The organism is Brachybacterium sp. P6-10-X1 (genome assembly GCF_001969445.1).
In the GTDB taxonomy this organism is placed as follows: domain Bacteria; phylum Actinomycetota; class Actinomycetes; order Actinomycetales; family Dermabacteraceae; genus Brachybacterium.
The window spans coordinates 2,296,910-2,312,995 of the sequence record NZ_CP017297.1 but is presented as its reverse complement, the minus strand read 5'-3'; the positions used below and the strand labels follow the sequence as shown (position 1 = coordinate 2,312,995).

Sequence of the window (16,086 nt, the reverse complement as noted above, 5' to 3'; positions counted from 1 at the left end):
CGGACCCCGGAGACTGCTGTGCCAGGAGGGCACCTCATGGATATGGAACATCCTCCGCAGGAGCCGCTCGGGCCGACGTCGGCCGAGGTGCCCCCGACAGTGAGGCAGAGGGCGCTCAAACCTCTGGGCGCCGGTGTGCTGGCCCTCGTCGGGATCGGCGCGATCGTCTGGGCGATCACTTTCGACGTCGGCTCCCTCGACCGGCCGGGAGCCGGCCTGTGGCCGGTGGCGCTGGGAGGCGCGCTCACCCTCGGCGCCGCGGTGTTCCTCGTCGTCAACCGGGACGGGAAGGAGGGCGCCTTCGGCCGCGAACAGGTCGATGCGGTGATCGCGGTCGCCTCGATCATTGCGTTCATCCTGCTCTTCCAGCACGTGCACTTCGTCCCGGCCGCTCTCGTGCTGATGGCCGGCTGTCAGTTCGCCGCCGGTGCCCGGAGACCTGTGCCGATCGCCGTGACGTGCGTGCTCGCCACCGCGGCCGCGTGGGTGCTGTTCTTCGTCGTCCTCGGCGTCTCGACCCCGCTGTGAGGACCACCCGAGTCCCGTCATGAACATCAAGAATTCGAGGTCACACTGATGGAAGAGTTCCTGCTGGGGCTGTCGACGGCCTTCACGTTCCAGAACCTGCTGATCGTCTTCGTAGGGGTGCTGGTCGGGAATCTGATCGGCGTGCTGCCCGGGCTCGGGTCGGCCGGGACGATCGCCCTGCTGCTGCCCATCACCTTCGCGATGCCGCCGGAATCAGCGATCATCATGCTCGCCGGGATCTTCTACGGTTCTGCGTACGGTGGAACGATCACGTCGGTGCTGTTGAAGATCCCCGGCGAGGCGACGACCATCGTCACCACTTTCGACGGCTACCAGATGGCGCGAAAGGGCCAGGGAGGCGTGGCCCTCGGGGTCTCGGCCATCGGGTCCTTCGTCGGCGGGACGGTCGCGATCGCGGGACTGCTCTTCCTCGCCGCACCGATCGCGCGGCTGGCTCTCGGGTTCGGTCCGGCGGAGTACGCGCTCCTCGCCCTGGTCGGGATCGTCCTGGTCGCCTACCTGGCGAACGGCGGGATGCTTCGCGGGGTCGTCGTGGCCTGCGTCGGGCTCCTGCTGGCCACCGTGGGGACCGACCCGATCGACGGGACGAGCCGATTCACGCTGGGGGTTCCCGCGCTCGCGGGCGGGATCGAGTTCACGGCGGTCGCCATGGGCCTGTTCGGGATCGGCGAGCTGCTGCATACGATCGAGGAGTCGAAGCGCCATCCGCCGCAGTCGCTGGGATATGGGCGCGTGCTCCCGAACCGACGGGAGATGAGGACCTCCACGGGCCCGTTCGCGCGGGGCTCGGTCCTCGGGTTCCTCCTCGGCATCCTTCCGGGTGGCGGCGCGACGATCGCGTCGATGGCGTCCTACGGCGTCGAGAAGCGCGTCTCGAAGCACCCGGAGAAGTTCGGGACCGGCGTGATCGAGGGCGTCGCGGGGCCGGAGACCGCGAACAACGCGGCGGCGAACGCGTCCTTCATCCCGCTGCTCAGCCTCGGCATCCCGGCCAACACGACGATGGCGGTCATCTTCGGCGCGCTCATGATCCAGGGGATCACTCCGGGGCCTCAGCTCATCCAGACCCATCCGGAGGTCTTCTGGGGGGTGATCGTCTCGATGTTCATCGGCAACCTCATGCTCCTGGTGCTGAACATTCCTCTGATCCATCTCTTCACCCGGTTGCTGAGCGCGCCGATGCGATTCCTCGGTCCCCTCACTCTGCTCGTGACGGTCGTCGGGGTGTACAGCGTGAACTACTCGGTGTTCGACATCTGGGTCGCTCTCGTCTTCGGCATCCTGGGCTACGTGATGAAGAAGTTCGGCTTCGAGGTCGCACCGCTGGCGCTCGCCTTCGTGCTCGGGCCTCTGCTCGAAGCCAATGTGCGCAGGAGCCTCCTCCAGTCCGACGGCTCGTTCGGGGTCTTCGCCAGCAGTCCGATCTTCGCCGTTCTGGTCGGCGGGGCTTTGCTGTGGGCCGTGTCCGGCTGGGTCGGCCGGCGTCGTGCGGCGGCCTCCGAGCCGGAGAAGGCGACGAGTGCACGGCACTGATCGACCTCTCGAGCCGTGTGCTCGGTCCGCTCCAGCGATCCCGCGCCCGAGGGAACGTGCCGTGGTGAGAGACCTTGTCCGGATGGGTCGTCGCCGAGGGTTCCGTGCCACGAAGGTGCGGCCCCCGTCCTGAGTCCGCTCGACGGCCTCGCCGTCGCCGGATCGTTATGATGCATCGGTCGTCGAGAGGACCGATCTGCATGCCACCTCGTGCCGCCGCCCTGCGCGCCCGCGCCCGCACCGCCGCCCGGGACGCCCTGTACAGCCCGCCTTCCCGCGCGCTCGCCCGGGCCCTCGCCCACGACCGCCGCGCGGACCGGGTGCGCACGGCGCTGGAGGACCGCGGGCACGGGCCGCTGCTGCGCCGCCTGGCCTCCGAGCCCCTGCCTCGAGGCATGTTCTACCTGCGCCTGACCATCACGAACGGGCGAAAGTTCGACGGACAGGTGTTCCGGCTGTTCCAGGGTGACCGCGTCGTCTACGGCGACAAGATCTCGGCGCCGCCGGCAGGACAGCACCTGGAGTACAGCAACATCATCGTCACCTCGGACGACCCGTCGGACTTCACCGTGGACCTACCGGTGAAGCACCGGATCCACGTCGGCCGCGGAGCGTTCACCACCGAGGAGCAGGACAGCTACGACCAGCGGTACCAGGTCGAGCAGCACGGCGACGTGCGGTACTCGCTGCGCGGCAACACCGTCGACCCCTCGCGGATCCTGATCACCTTCCCCGGGTTCCCGCCGGCCACCTCACGGGTCTCCTACGCGGTCAGCTACCTCAAGGCCCTCTCCGCCGCGGACCTCGCCGACACCCTCATGGTCTGCTTCCAGGACCGCTACGGCGTGGACGGGACCTACATGCTCTTCGACAACGCCGGCCGGCCCCTGCACGACCGGGTCACGGCCGCGATCACCGACCTGCTCCGCACGCACGGACTCGACCCGCAGGACGTGCTGCTGTTCGGGGCATCCAAGGGCGCCTCGATCGCGGCGATGATCGCCCGGGACCTGCCCGGCGCACGTCAGGTGCTGGTGGTACCGCAGATGAACCTGCCCTACTACTTCTCCAAGCCCGTGCTGCGCGACGGCCTGTACCGCGACCGCCGGGTGTGGGACATCGAGCAGCCCTCCGCGCTGCTGCGGCGCTACCTCGCCGAGGGCCGACGGATCGACTGGTTCTACTCCGACGCCGACCAGGGCTCGAACTATTCGCTGGTCGAGTACGCCTGCGACGCGCCGGGCCTGACCAAGCACCGCATCGACGCCCCGCACGCGAAGGTCGCCAAGAAGTCCCTGCCCACCGTGCTCACGCTGCTGCGCGCCTTCGCCGCCGGGGCCGACGAGGACGAGGCCCCGCAGCCGCTGACGTGCCGCGCGCTCGAGGCCGCCGTGCACGAGGACGGCGTGGAGTTCACAGCCCACCTCGAGGGCGTCGCGGAGCTCAAGGACGCCGCGAACGTCTACCTCGAGGGCACTCTCGGGGCCACCCGGTTCCGGCAGCTGCTGACCACGAGCGAGGAGGACCCCGCGGTGCGCACGACGACGGTGAAGCAGCGGCTGGACCCCGCGCTGCATCCGGTCGATGCCCTGACCCGCGTGGTGGCCTTCGACGGGACCGCCCGGACCTGGTCCGGCCCGGTGCCCGAGGTGACGACGGGAGTCGGCGCGCCGGCGCCGGCCGCGGCGGAGCCGATCCCGATGCCGCAGGAGCTGACCTGCCATGCCACGGCGCCGCGCGCGTATGCGGTGCTCGGGGCGAGCAATCGTCCCTCCACGCAGGTTCGGTATGTCTCGGCCATGATCGACTCGCAGGCCGCGACGGCCGAGCTCGTCGTCGTCCCGTCGGACCGACTCCCGCAGGAGCCCGCGGTGTCGGGGGAGGGGGTGCGGGCCCGCTTCGTGATGGCCGCCCTGGATGGCTGGCGGGACGTGGATCTGCTCGCCCGCCGCGCCGCGCTGACCGCACGGGTCGACGCGATCCGCGTGGTGATCGAGGACCCTGACGTCGCGGACGCCCAGCTGCGCGCGGTGCGCACGCTCTACGGAATCGACGTGACGGTCACCGACCACCGCGCCGAGGAAACGACCGCCTGACGCGGGTCCGCCCGGATCGGTCGTCCGGGGGCTGTACAGAACGTCACGCGGGGCGATCCTGTTCGGGCCCGGCATCGCTCCCGACACGCCCGCGACGGTATGGGAGGATCCCCGCACGCGATCGGGAGGCAGAGTGACGTGAGCAGCACCGCACCGCGGAACGGGACCGCAGCGACCGTGATCCCCCTGGATCGGATCGACGCGCAGATGCTGGACCTCGTCGGCGGGAAGGCCCTCGGGCTCGCACGCATGATGGCCGCGGGGGAGCGGGTCCCGCCCGGCTTCTGCGTGACCACGCGTGCCCATCGCTCCGGGCGCGTGCCGCGCGAGGAGGTGCTGGCGGCCTACCGGGAGCTCGGCGAGGGACCGGTCGCGGTGCGCTCCAGCGCCACGGCGGAGGACCGTCCCGAGGCGAGCTTCGCCGGCCTGCAGGACACCTTCCTCGACGTCGAGGGAGAGGAAGCCCTTCTCGAGGCGATCGAACGGTGCTGGACCTCCCTGCACAGCGACCGGGCCACCGCCTATCGCGCCGACCTGGATTGGGAGGGCGAGACGCAGATGGCGGTGGTGGTCCAGCGGGTGATCGCGCCGCGCGCCGCCGGGGTGATGTTCACCGCGAACCCGGTCACAGGCACCCGCGGCGAGATCGTCATCGACGCCACCGCGGGACTGGGGGACGGCATCGTCGACGGCTCCGTCGAGGGCGACCACTACGTGCTGACCGACGCGGCGCCACCGAGCGCTTGCGCACCAGGCAGATCGTCACGATCGACGGTTCCACCGGGACGGTCGAGCTCGACCAGGAGTGACCTCCCACCGTCCCGGCGGTCGTGCGTCGCTCCGGCGCGTCCGCGGAGAGGTCAGGTCCGTGACGCCGAACGGTGCTCCGCGATGTACCGCTGGAAGTCCCATCCCGGGCGATCCCCGTCGCCGTCGAGGAACTCGGTCGCGGCCTCGCGGCCCTTGCGGTAGAGCATCTCCTGGTCCGCGTCGGAGAGGTCGAACTCCGTCGGGCGGACCGCCTCCGTGTCGACGAAGATCGTCCGCGCCCGGGCATGCGAGGACTCGATGTGCATCCGGTCGTAGAACCCGGTGACAGTGTCCACCACCGCCTTGGCGAAGGACAGCGGGCCGGTGATCGTGTTGACCACGCCGAGGTTCTTCTCCGGGCGCGAGGAGAGCTTGATGCCGACGGTGGGCCAGCGCGGCACCTGCCCCTCGGGGCGGTCGAACACCGAGACGGGGAAGTTCGACAGCAGCCCGCCGTCGACCAGCCACGCCGGCCTTCCCTTCTCCGTCCTCCACCTCACGGGACGGAAGAAGACCGGGATCGAGACCGAGGCCCGCACCGCGTCGAGCACCCGCAGCTGCGCCGGGGCGGTGCCGTATTCAGAGGCGTCCTCCGGCAGGAACCGCAACCGCCCGGCAGAGAGGTCGGAAGCGGTCAGCACGAGCCGGTACTGCGTGCCGTCCTGCAGGTCCAGCTCCGGATCCGGGTCGCGGTACAGCAGGTCGGCGAAGGTACCGGTGCCGCCGGGATGGCCGTAGGTGGTCAGCTGCTCCTGCAACCACTGCGTGAGGTAGTCCCCGCGGTAGATGCCGTTGTGCAGCAGGATGCTCAGCGCCTTGCCGAGCAGGAACCGGGTGTAGAAGGGCCCGTCCTGGAAGCGCTCGTAGTCGGTGGCCCGCAGGATCTCCACCATCGTCTTCCCGGAGATCCCGGCGGTGCTCAGCGCTCCCGCGATCGCCCCGGCGGACGAGCCGGCGATCCGATTGATCCGGTATCCGCGCTCCTCGAGCACCTCGATGGCCCCGGCCAGGGCGATGCCCTTGACCCCACCGCCCTCGAGCACCAGATCGATGCGCTGGGTGCCGGGGGTCTCGGAGGCGGGGGAATCGGCCGCGGGGGAGGAGTCGGCGGGAAGCATGTGATCAGCCTAGATCGCGGGGGGCGACAGGACGTTGAGGGTGGTCGTCGCCGACAGCGTCTCCGGCGGCGCCATCCCGGCGCTGGCCGCGGCGCTGTTCGCCGACGCCGCGCGGGCCGTCGCCGACGTGTGGGACCGGGCCGGGACGCGCTGCTCGGCACGCCCTTCCGCGGAGAATTCAAGGCAGGCTGCCGGGGGCGTCCCCGTTCCCGTGCTCAGATCTCCGAAAGCGGATTAAAGCACATAGAACGGACATATCGGAAGTGCTAGCTGTTGGAGAATGCGGACAGCGTTGGGCATTGCGAGGAGCTCCCTCTGCGGTGTTTCGGCCCCTGCCGAGTGTGCAGGCGCCGAGGGTGCTCGGGTGGCGGATGGGCTACGTGCCCTGGGATCGTGGTGATGCGCGGGTGGCCTGCGGTGATGTCGAGCGGAGTCGCACCCTCGCCTGCCTCCGAACCCTGGGGTGCTGCATGTTCGGAGGGTCGCGGCGGGGCGGGGGTCGAGCGCCCAGAATGCCGCGAGAATGTTACCAATCGGTCATAAAAACAACGCGGCCCATCGTGTGTCACGAGCTGTCCGATACGTAACGGTTCGACAACGAAAGGCCCTTTTGGAGGGGAAGTCCAACTTTCCTTCGTGCTGCCTGAAAGAGTTGGGCAGTCACTTCTATGACACCCGTCCGCCGCGTTGGCCCTTCCCCCCGTGCGCCCCGCGACGATCCTCCCCACCCCTACAGATGGAGCGAACGTGGAACGTTTGAACGCACCACCGCCCACGGCCAGGCGGCGATCACCCTTGCTCAAGGGTGTCGTCGCGTCGGTTGCCACGGCGAGTTTGGCCCTGCTGTCCGCGCCGCCGGCTCTGGCGGCCGAGTCCGACCAGTCCGAGGCGCTCGGGCGCGTCATCAACGCCGATGTGCTCAGCCTCGATCTCGCCAACGCCGGGACCAGCCAGTCCGGGTTCCCCAGTGATCCGGGCGAGAACACCAACCCGCTCGATGTGGGCGTCATCGACGACTCGGTGGCCCTGGATCTCGGCACCACCACCCTTCCGCTCATCGGCGACGAGAACAACGTCGGTCTGCTCCACCTCGGTGAGGTCGGGGCGGTCTCGAGCTTCGCGTCCTCACCCGATGGCACGAACTCCACGGCCAGCGCAGGCGCGGTCGGCGAGGGCGGCGCCCTCGACATCGACGGCATCAACAGCGGCATGTACGGCTCCGCCAGCGTCGATCTCACGAACCTTCTCGACCAGGCCGGGGTGGACGGGCTGACCGACCAGGTCATCGACGAGCTGCGGCTCGAGCTCGGCGCGCTCGGCTCGACCGCGAGCGAATCGGCCGGGGACGTCAGCTCGGAGTACGTGGTCGCGGACGGTCAGCTGGTCATCAGCTCCCCGCTGGTCTCGGACCTGTCGACCGACCTCCAGACGGCGCTGACCGACGTCGGCACCACGGTGAATGGCGCCCTGGCCACCGACGGCGCGCTCGGCGAAGTCGCCGACGCCGTGGACATCGACGCCAACATCCTGGGCCTCGTGCAGCTTCAGGCCGGCGGCGGCACCATCGGTGTCGACGGTCTGGACGCGGCGCTCCAGGACGCGAGCGCCACGCTGCTCGAGGAGCCGCTGCAGGATGCCAACGGGCTCGTCTCCATCGATCTGAACAACGGCACCATCGCCGTGGATCTCCAGCAGCTGGGCGGGGCCGACGGCCTCAACGGGCTGCCCGCCAATACCGAGCTGCTGGACGCCGAGACCATCGGCCTCATCACCGGCGCGATCAACGAGGCGCTCGGCACGGTGACCACCAAGGCCGGCGAGGCCGTGACCGACGTCCTGAACAACACGGGCGTCACCGTCGAGATCCCCGCCGAGATCACCGCGCTGCTGGGGGCTCCGCTCGCCAGCGTGAACATCGTCGTGGATACCACGCTCGGTGAGCTCGCGGGCACCGTCGAGGGCGAACCGACGATCACGATCGAGGGCGAGCTGGCCGGCATCTCGCTCGACCAGCTGCTGGGCGCGCTCACGCCGTTGCTGCAGGACGCGCTGCTCACGCCGCTCGAGGGCGCCGTCGGAGGCGTGTTCGACACCGCCACGACCGGGCTGACCGACACGCTCAACGGTGTCATCGACCCGACGCTGGCGACTCTGGACCCGGTGCTGGACGGCGTGCTCTCCGAGGTCGTCTCCGTGACGATCAACGAGCAGCCCGCTCCGGGCTACCTCGGCGAGGAGTCCTTCACGGTCAACGCGCTCAGCCTCGAGCTGCTGCCCAATCTCGCAGCGGTGAACGTCGATCTCGCGTCCTCCACGGTGCGTGCGGCCGACGTCATCTACGAGCCCACGCTCGCAGCCGATCCGGGATCGGTCGAGGACGGTGGCACCACCACCGTCACCGGCGCGGACTACCCGCCGAACACCGACGTCGAGGTGCAGCTGACCGACACCGAGGGCAACCCCGTCGGTGACCCGGTCACGGTCACCACCGACGAGAACGGCGCATTCGCGACGGATCTCGTGGTCCCCGAGGGCACCACCGCAGGTGACTTCGAGGTCGTCGGCACGGCGACCACCGGAGAGGTCGCCACGGCGCCCCTGGCCGTCACCAACGCCGCACCGACCCTCGTGGCCGATCCCGGTACCGTCCCCGCCGGTGGCACCACCACCGTCACGGGCAGCGACTACCCGGCGGACACCGACGTCGAGGTTCAGCTGACCGATTCCGAGGGCGCTCCCGTGGGTGACCCGGTCACGGTGACCACCGATGAGAACGGTGCGTTCACGACCGATCTCACCGTCCCCGAGGGCGCGACTCCCGGTGACCACGTCGTCACCGGCACCGCCACCAGCGGTGAGACGGCCGACGCGCCGCTCGCCGTCACAGAAGCCCCGACGGCGGACAACACCGCGGACAACACCGACGTGAACACGGAGGTGAACACCACCGACAACACCGGTGACAACACTGAGGTGAACACGGCTGACAACACCGAGGTCAACACGACCGACAATGTTGCCGACAACACGGAGGTGAACACCACCGACAACACCGGTGACAACACGGACGTGAACACCGAGGTGAACACGGCTGACAACACTGAGGTGAACGAGGCTGACAACACCGAGGTCAACACGACCGACAATGTTGCCGACAACACGGAGGTGAACACCACCGACAACACCGGTGACAACACGGACGTGAACACCGAGGTGAACACGGCTGACAATACTGAGGTGAACGAGGCTGACAACACCGAAGTCAACACGACCGACAATGTTGCCGACAACACGGAGGTGAACACCACCGACAACACCGGTGACAACACGGACGTGAACACCGAGGTGAACACGGCTGACAATACTGAGGTGAACGAGGCTGACAACACCGAGGTCAACACGACCGACAATGTTGCCGACAACACGGAGGTGAACACCACCGACAACACCGGTGACAACACGGACGTGAACACCGAGGTGAACACGGCTGACAATACTGAGGTGAACGAGGCTGACAACACCGAGGTCAACACGACCGACAATGTTGCCGACAACACGGAGGCGAACACCACCGACAACACCTCGGACAACACAGCCGATAACACAGCCGATAACACCGCTCGTGCGGAGATCGACCTGACGCCGGACCGTGCTGTCCAAGGAGTCGACGACGTTCTGGTCAGCGGCACCGGCTACACGCCCAGCGGGTCCGCGGAGGCTTACCTGAAGGCGGTCGACGGTGACGTGCTCGGTTCCGGCGAGGCCACGGAGCAGCTCGCTTCGGCCGTGAATACTCTCGCTGCGATCGTCGACCCCGGTGAGCGCATCGGGACGGTCGCGGTGGACGAGAACGGTGAAGTCACCTTCCGGGTGAACTCCTCGGAACTCGATCTGGGCGACTACACCGTGACCGTGATCGACAACGAGGACCCGTCCCTCGGGGACTCCGAGTTGTTCACAGTCGTCCCGCAGGACGACAGCTCGGCTGACAACACTGCCGACAACACGGCGGACAACACGGACGCGAACACCGAGGTGAACACGGCCGATAACGCTGACGTGAACACCGAGGTGAACACGGCCGAGAACACCGAGGTGAACACGGCGGACAACACCTCGGACAACACCGGCGATGCCACCGAGGACCCGGCTGTCACGGTCGATCCGGACAGCGTCGAGGACGGCGACACCACCACGGTGACCGGCGAGGACTTCCCGCCGAACACCGACGTGGAGGTGCAGCTGACCGATCCCGAGGGCAACCCCGTCGGCGATCCGGTGACCGTCACCACCGATGACGAGGGCAACTTCGTCACCGACATCACCGTTCCCGAGGGCACCGATGCCGGTGACTACACGGTCGATGCGACCGCCGAGACCGGGGAGAGCGCTTCTGCGGACCTCACCGTGACCGACGGCTCCGGTGGCGACACCGGCGACGACGCGACCGAGGCCCCGACCGTCACGGTCGATCCGGACAGCGTCGACGATGGGGACACCACCACGGTGACCGGCGAGGACTTCCCGCCGAACACCGAGGTGGAGGTGCAGCTGACCGATCCCGAGGGCAACGCCGTCGGCGATCCGGTGACCGTCACGACCGATGACGACGGGGCATTCACCGCCGACATCACGGTCCCCGAGGGCTCGACCCCCGGTGACTACACGGTCGATGCGACCGCCGAGACCGGGGAGACCGCTTCTGCGGACCTCGCCGTGACCGACGGATCCGGTGCCGGTGACGGCTCCGGCACCGGCGACGACACGGACGCCGCCGACAACGGTGCGGACAACACGTCCGACAACACCGGTGCGGGCGACTCCGATGACGCCACCGGCGGCAATGGCTGGACCGACAGCAGCGATGGCAACGGTTCGGGCTTCCTCGCCCAGACCGGTGCTGCGGGTACCGCTGCGATCATCGGCCTGGCCGCACTGCTGCTCCTCGCGGGAGGCGCCGGCGTGGTCGTCGCACGCCGCTCCGTTCGCTGAGCGATCGCGAACCATCTCTGATGGCCGCCGGGCCGACACCTCGATGTCGGCCCGGCGGCCATCAGGCCGTCCGACATCGGCTCCTCTCCACCCTCGTCACCTGCACATAGTTCTTCCCAGAACGGACTCCCCCGCATGGCCAAGCACCGCATCCGCCGATTCCCCGCGGTGGTCCTCGCGACCGTCGGCCTCCTCGCCGCCGGCCATATCGGCGCGACCCTCGCCTATACCGGCCCCGACACCGCCGTGAAGGCTTCCCTCCAGCCCGCGCTGGACCGCTACTTCCTCGGACCCCTCGACCAGGGCTGGAACCTCTTCGCCCCCGGCCCCTACTCGCAGGACGAGTACATGCTGGTGCGTGCCTGCGTCAGCGAGTTCGACGTCTGCGCCGGCGGCAGCGACGCCGGTGCCGAGTTCACCGAGTGGCGCAACATCACCGCCGAGGAACAGGAAGCGGTCGCCTACAACGTCTTCGCCGACCGCGAGACCCGCCAGTCGAAGGTGGTCCACGGCCGGTTCTGGTCGGTCGCCTCCGATCTCAGCGACGACCAGCGCGCGATGGCCGAGGCCAACCACATCGACGGCGACCCCGTCTTCGGCGTCGACCTCTACTCCGCCGAGGCCTCCCAGGTGTATCCCGCGGGCCAGCTGAACACCCTGCGCACCTATCAGCGTCTCGAGGACGCGGCCGTCGGGCTCGCCACCCTGGTCATGCAGCAGGAGTATGGGGATTCCGTGACCCTGGTCGAGGTGCGCATGCTCCGTGAGCCCGTGCCCGACTTCGACCAGCGCCATGACCCGCCCGAGGAGCAGACCCAGTACTGGCGGACCATCGGCTGGCGCCCCGCCATGGAGTTCGACGACGAGGTGACGGCGGCATGGACATGAGCACCCCGAGAACTCGCGTGGGCACCTCAGGCTCTTCGGCGAGCACATCGACCACCCCGATCAGGACCTGGCTGCGCGGCCGGCGCGACCTCCCGGCCCGGCTCCTCGACCGCGTGGTCACCTGGTTCATCGCGGACCGTCACGCCGACTACGGCTTCGCCGTCATGCGCATCGCCTCCGGTCTCTTCCTGCTGGGCTGGCTGTTGATCAACCTGCCCATCGCCTCCCGCATCTGGGGGCCTGGCTCCGGGTACTGGCAGCCCTATCGCGAGATCCTCGGTTACGACGCCCCGTTCAACCTGCTCCAGCACGCCGGTCCGGGCGTGTTCTGGCTCTGGTACCTCGTCACGATCGCGCTGGTCGTCGCCTTCACCCTCGGCTGGCGCACCCGGATCATCACCCCGTTGCTGTTCCTCGCCTACACGACGCTGAACGGCCAGAACACACCGATCTCCGACGGTGGCAACTACTTCATCCGGATCATGCTCATCTACCTGATCCTCGTGGATGTCTCGCGCCGCTGGTCCCTCGACGCCCGACGTCGGGCGACAGCGGCGAGCCCCGAGACGCAGACCGGCTCTGTGCTGCACAACATCGGGCTGTGCCTGGTGGTGGCGCAGGTGTGCACCGTCTACCTCGAGGCCGGGCTCTACAAGGTCCAGGGCACCCTCTGGCAGAACGGCACCGCCGTCTACTACCCGCTGCAGTCCGTGGCCTACGGGGTGTTCCCGCCGCTGGCCGACCTGCTGACCTACTTCGCCCTGCCGGTGTTCATCGCGACCTACGTGACCGTGCTCGCGCAGATCGCCTTCCCGTTCCTGCTGTTCAACACCATCACCCGGCGCCTCGTGCTGCTCGCCCTGCTGGGCATGCACCTCAGCATCGCGGTGCTGATGGGGCTGCCGTTCTTCTCCGGCATCATGGCCTCCGCTGACGCGGTGCTCGTCTCCGGCACCACCTGGGTCGCCATCGTGACCTGGCTGCGCACCACCCTGACCGGCAATCGAGTCTCGCGGGCGGTCCTCAGCCGGGTCCGCGGAGCGCGCGGCGCGCACCGGTCGGCCACCACGGAGGCGGCGGCGGAGCAGGCGGCATCCGGACGGGTGGAGACCGAGGGTTCGCAGCGCGAGGGGGCCCAGGGCGAGGTCTCGCAGAGCGAGGGCGCACAGAGCGAGCAGGTGGAGCCCGAGCGGGCGGAGGTCGATCCCCCGCGGCGTCGTGCCGGGCGAGCACGATCGACGCGGTGACGCCCTGCGGTCACGACGCCGCCGTCCTCGATGTTCCGAGAGCACTTGCGCCCGCAGCGCTCGCGTCCCGACCATGGATGGTGCCCTGGATCACTTCGAAGGGAATCATCGTGACCATCGCACGCACCGCCGCAGCACGGCGGATCCTGACCACGTCCCTCGCCGCAGCGGGCATCGCCGCTCTGGCGCTCGCCCCGACGGCTGCCGAGGGCCTCACCGCCGTCGACGGGGGCTCCTCCGCCTCCGCGGCGGAGAGCACACTGGGACCGGACGGCTACTCATCGCTCGAGCTCGGCATGTCGGAGGAGGAGGCCGTGGACACCGGCCTGCTCACCGACCGCCAGGAGATCGGCGCATGCACCTGGTTCTACCTCGACCCCGCCGAGGGCGAGCAGAACCCGGGAGCGGGCGTCGTCGTCTCTCCCACGCACGGCGTCGTGTCCATCCCGGGGACCCAGAGCACTCGGACCCCGGAGGGCATCACGATGGGGTCCGTCGCAGAGGCGACGGGCTCCACGACCGAGCAGATCGAGAACGGCTACGACCGGTACACGGTCGACAAGACGGGACTGCTGCCGCTCTACACCGCACCGGCGCCCGGGAACTCCCAGGCGCACTACATCTTCGCCATCGGCGACGACGACCGCGTCAAGGACATGGCCCTGACGGCCGACGACGACGGCGGGTGCGGCCTGAACGACTGATCGTCGCGGGTGCGCCCGGAACGGGTGACCCGCGGCGGGCGGGGCCGCGCCGCTCTCACTCCAGCCCGATCAGCTTTCCGCTCTTGGCCAGCTCCGGGTCGGTGCAGGAGGCCAGGTCGAAGCAGCACGGCCGGCGACTGCCCTTGCGGAGCTTGTCGATCGAGACGTCCACGCGCTTGGCGCGGGTGCTCGCGTTCTTCGTGGCGCCGACCCAGCGCACCCATTCCCAGCGGGCCATCGGGGTGATGGAGTCCCACTGGTGCTCGACGTCGCCCGCCTCGCCGAGCGCGGATCCCAGGTCATCGGGGACCTCGGGCTCGGGCCACGTGGCCGCGGTGGTCAGGGTGAAGGAGACGCTCGCCCCCTCGGTCGCCCCGAGGGCCCCGACGCGCTGAGCGTCCAGGGAGATCCAATGGCCCTTGCGGCCGTCGGGCTCCAGCACCGTCTCGATCTCGTGATCCTCCAGCGACCCGACCACGGCCACCTGACCCCGGGAGGGCAGCTGCGCGCTGGCCTCGTCGGGCAGCGGCAGGATCAGGCGATCGCCGACCGCGCGAGCCGTCGCCCTGCCCGTGATCGTCGTCGGGGTCTTCGTCGTCGCCATGATGTCTGCTCCTCCAGGTCGTGCCGGATGGGATGAGGGGACCAGTTTACGAGGGGCGCCCGGGGGAGGCTTCTCGATTCCTGATCGACCGACCACCACGGCGGACGGCCCGTCCGCGGCCCGCATGCTTGCGCCCGCGTGCGCTTCGTGGTGATCTTGGGTGGACCCGTACCGCGGCCACCAGGGAGGCTCGATCGGCAGATGACCGACACCTCTGCTCGGCCGCGATCCCGAGGGCGCTCCTGGTGGATCCGCCTCCGAGTGGCCCTCGCCGCCGCACTGGTGCTGGGAGCCGGCGCCACCACGAGCCTCGCCGCCTGGACCGACCAGGACGAGACCACGGCGAGCTTCGCAGCCGGGGCCATCCCGGCACCGACGCTGACCCAGCAGTGCACCTTCAATCCGGGCGTGCTCGGAATCGGTGCCGAGGTGCAGATCTTCTGGGCGCTGCCCGCCGGGTACACGCTCGATGACGTCACCGTCGAGGCCTCGACCAGCGGGCTCGGCTCGGCGCTGGCGCCCCTGACAGGGTTCACCGTGGAGGGGAACACCGAGCAGCGCGGCGATGGCACCTACCGCACCGACGTGCCGACCAACCTGCTGGGCGGGCTGCTCGGCCTCGGCACCGAGCTCGAGCTCGCGATCGTCCTCGCCCCCGACGGCGCCGGCGGCTGGGAATCAGAACCCGCCTCGGTGGCGAGCAATGCCGGCCTGATCGGTGGGCTCGGGGGAAATTGCCGCAACCTGACGTGATCCCGGGCGAAGGCAAAGTTCTCCAGGCCCGATCGGCCGCACACCAGAACGGCAAATAGCGGACAATTCGCGCGGTTTTCGGCGGGACGGTGCTTCCTGATACCCGGGCCGATAGCCTGCAAGGACCACAGCAGCAATCGGTTCGACAGGGGAGCGACAATGACTGCAGATACGAGAACCAGCAATCGCGGGCGCAAGATCAAAGCCGTGCTCGCCGGCGGGGTCGTCCTCGGCGTCGGTGCGGCCGTCACCCTCGCCGCGTGGACGGACCAGGAATGGGCCGAAGGAATCTTCGGAGCCGGTGACTTCAATATCGAGGGCAGCACGGACGGCGCGACCTGGACCGACCACGCCTCCGAGGGCGGCGCCGCAGAGCTCGGCTTCGACCTGGACGCCGCCTCGAACCTCTCCCCGGGGGACACGGTCGCCGCCCCGTTCATCCTCCGCACGGACGCGGCCACCACCTACGCCGCCACCGTGTCCCTGGACAGCGTCACCGCAGAAGGGCCCAACGCCGCGAACCTGACCTACGGCATCGTCCAGGTGGACTCGGCCGCGTCCTGCACCGAGGACGCCACCGGCACGGAGATCGTCCCTTCCGGCACCGCCCTGAGCGCCGCCCCGACAGCGGCCACCTTCGACCTGGCCGAGGCCCCGTCGGGCACGGCCGGCGCCCCCACCACGCTGTGCTTCGTCGTCAGCGCGGGGAACGATCTCGTCGAGGGCGGTGCTGCCACCGCCCACTGGGGCTTCGTCGCAGAATCGGTCGAGGCCGCGTAAGCAGGATCCTCG

The 16,086-nt window shown here is 69.2% G+C and carries 12 protein-coding genes; 10 read left to right on the top strand and 2 right to left on the bottom strand.

Annotated features, from left to right (window positions below; genetic code table 11):
- The first annotated feature begins 36 nt into the window (after window positions 1-36).
- The 4 genes from BH708_RS10525 to BH708_RS10510 all read left to right on the top strand — a co-directional run bounded on the left by BH708_RS10525 (window position 37) and on the right by BH708_RS10510 (window position 5,150).
- On the top strand, window positions 37-528 hold the full coding sequence (locus BH708_RS10525; RefSeq protein ID WP_076808524.1) for a tripartite tricarboxylate transporter TctB family protein: 492 nt from the start codon (window positions 37-39) through the stop codon (window positions 526-528).
- Between the two features lie 48 nt (window positions 529-576).
- Window positions 577-2,082, top strand: a complete 1,506-nt coding sequence (locus tag BH708_RS10520) for a tripartite tricarboxylate transporter permease (protein WP_076808523.1) — start codon at window positions 577-579, stop codon at window positions 2,080-2,082.
- Between the two features lie 200 nt (window positions 2,083-2,282).
- Window positions 2,283-4,178: a hypothetical protein gene (locus tag BH708_RS10515; protein WP_076808522.1), complete on the top strand. Its 1,896-nt coding sequence runs from the start codon at window positions 2,283-2,285 to the stop codon at window positions 4,176-4,178.
- A gap of 138 nt (window positions 4,179-4,316) precedes the next feature.
- Window positions 4,317-5,150 (top strand): PEP/pyruvate-binding domain-containing protein, encoded by an 834-nt coding sequence (locus tag BH708_RS10510; RefSeq protein WP_076808521.1) that lies wholly within the window; start codon window positions 4,317-4,319, stop codon window positions 5,148-5,150.
- Here the strand turns inward: BH708_RS10510 and BH708_RS10505 are convergent.
- Entirely contained in the window at window positions 5,039-6,106 is a 1,068-nt protein-coding gene (locus BH708_RS10505) for a patatin-like phospholipase family protein (protein ID WP_083713484.1), read from the bottom strand. The two genes, BH708_RS10510 and BH708_RS10505, sit on opposite strands and share 112 nt — an antisense overlap.
- An 834-nt stretch (window positions 6,107-6,940) precedes the next feature.
- On the opposite strand from BH708_RS10505, the gene BH708_RS10495 reads away from it, so the two are divergent.
- The 4 genes from BH708_RS10495 (at window position 6,941) to BH708_RS10480 (ending at window position 13,937) form a co-directional block, all read left to right on the top strand.
- Complete coding sequence (locus tag BH708_RS10495; protein ID WP_076808519.1) at window positions 6,941-11,098, top strand: choice-of-anchor G family protein; 4,158 nt, start codon at window positions 6,941-6,943, stop codon at window positions 11,096-11,098.
- Between the two features lie 135 nt (window positions 11,099-11,233).
- A complete protein-coding gene (locus tag BH708_RS10490; protein WP_076808518.1) occupies window positions 11,234-11,986 on the top strand; it encodes a DUF5819 family protein in 753 nt (250 codons plus the stop codon).
- A complete protein-coding gene (locus BH708_RS10485; protein ID WP_172805754.1) occupies window positions 11,983-13,233 on the top strand; it encodes an HTTM domain-containing protein in 1,251 nt (416 codons plus the stop codon). The genes BH708_RS10490 and BH708_RS10485 overlap by 4 nt, the downstream gene beginning before the upstream one ends.
- Window positions 13,234-13,343: 110 nt before the next feature.
- Complete coding sequence (locus tag BH708_RS10480; protein ID WP_157235859.1) at window positions 13,344-13,937, top strand: hypothetical protein; 594 nt, start codon at window positions 13,344-13,346, stop codon at window positions 13,935-13,937.
- A 55-nt stretch (window positions 13,938-13,992) separates the two neighbouring features.
- Here BH708_RS10480 and BH708_RS10475 read toward each other — a convergent pair whose 3' ends face one another.
- Window positions 13,993-14,541 (bottom strand): YdeI/OmpD-associated family protein, encoded by a 549-nt coding sequence (locus tag BH708_RS10475; RefSeq protein WP_076808515.1) that lies wholly within the window; start codon window positions 14,539-14,541, stop codon window positions 13,993-13,995.
- Between the two features lie 201 nt (window positions 14,542-14,742).
- On the opposite strand from BH708_RS10475, the gene BH708_RS10470 reads away from it, so the two are divergent.
- Together BH708_RS10470 and BH708_RS10465 are read left to right on the top strand one after the other, a co-directional pair.
- Window positions 14,743-15,294, top strand: a complete 552-nt coding sequence (locus BH708_RS10470; protein ID WP_083713481.1) for a SipW-dependent-type signal peptide-containing protein — start codon at window positions 14,743-14,745, stop codon at window positions 15,292-15,294.
- 159 nt (window positions 15,295-15,453) lie between these two features.
- Window positions 15,454-16,074, top strand: coding sequence for a SipW-dependent-type signal peptide-containing protein (locus BH708_RS10465; RefSeq protein WP_076808513.1), 621 nt, complete (start codon window positions 15,454-15,456; stop codon window positions 16,072-16,074).
- Window positions 16,075-16,086: the final 12 nt, after the last annotated feature.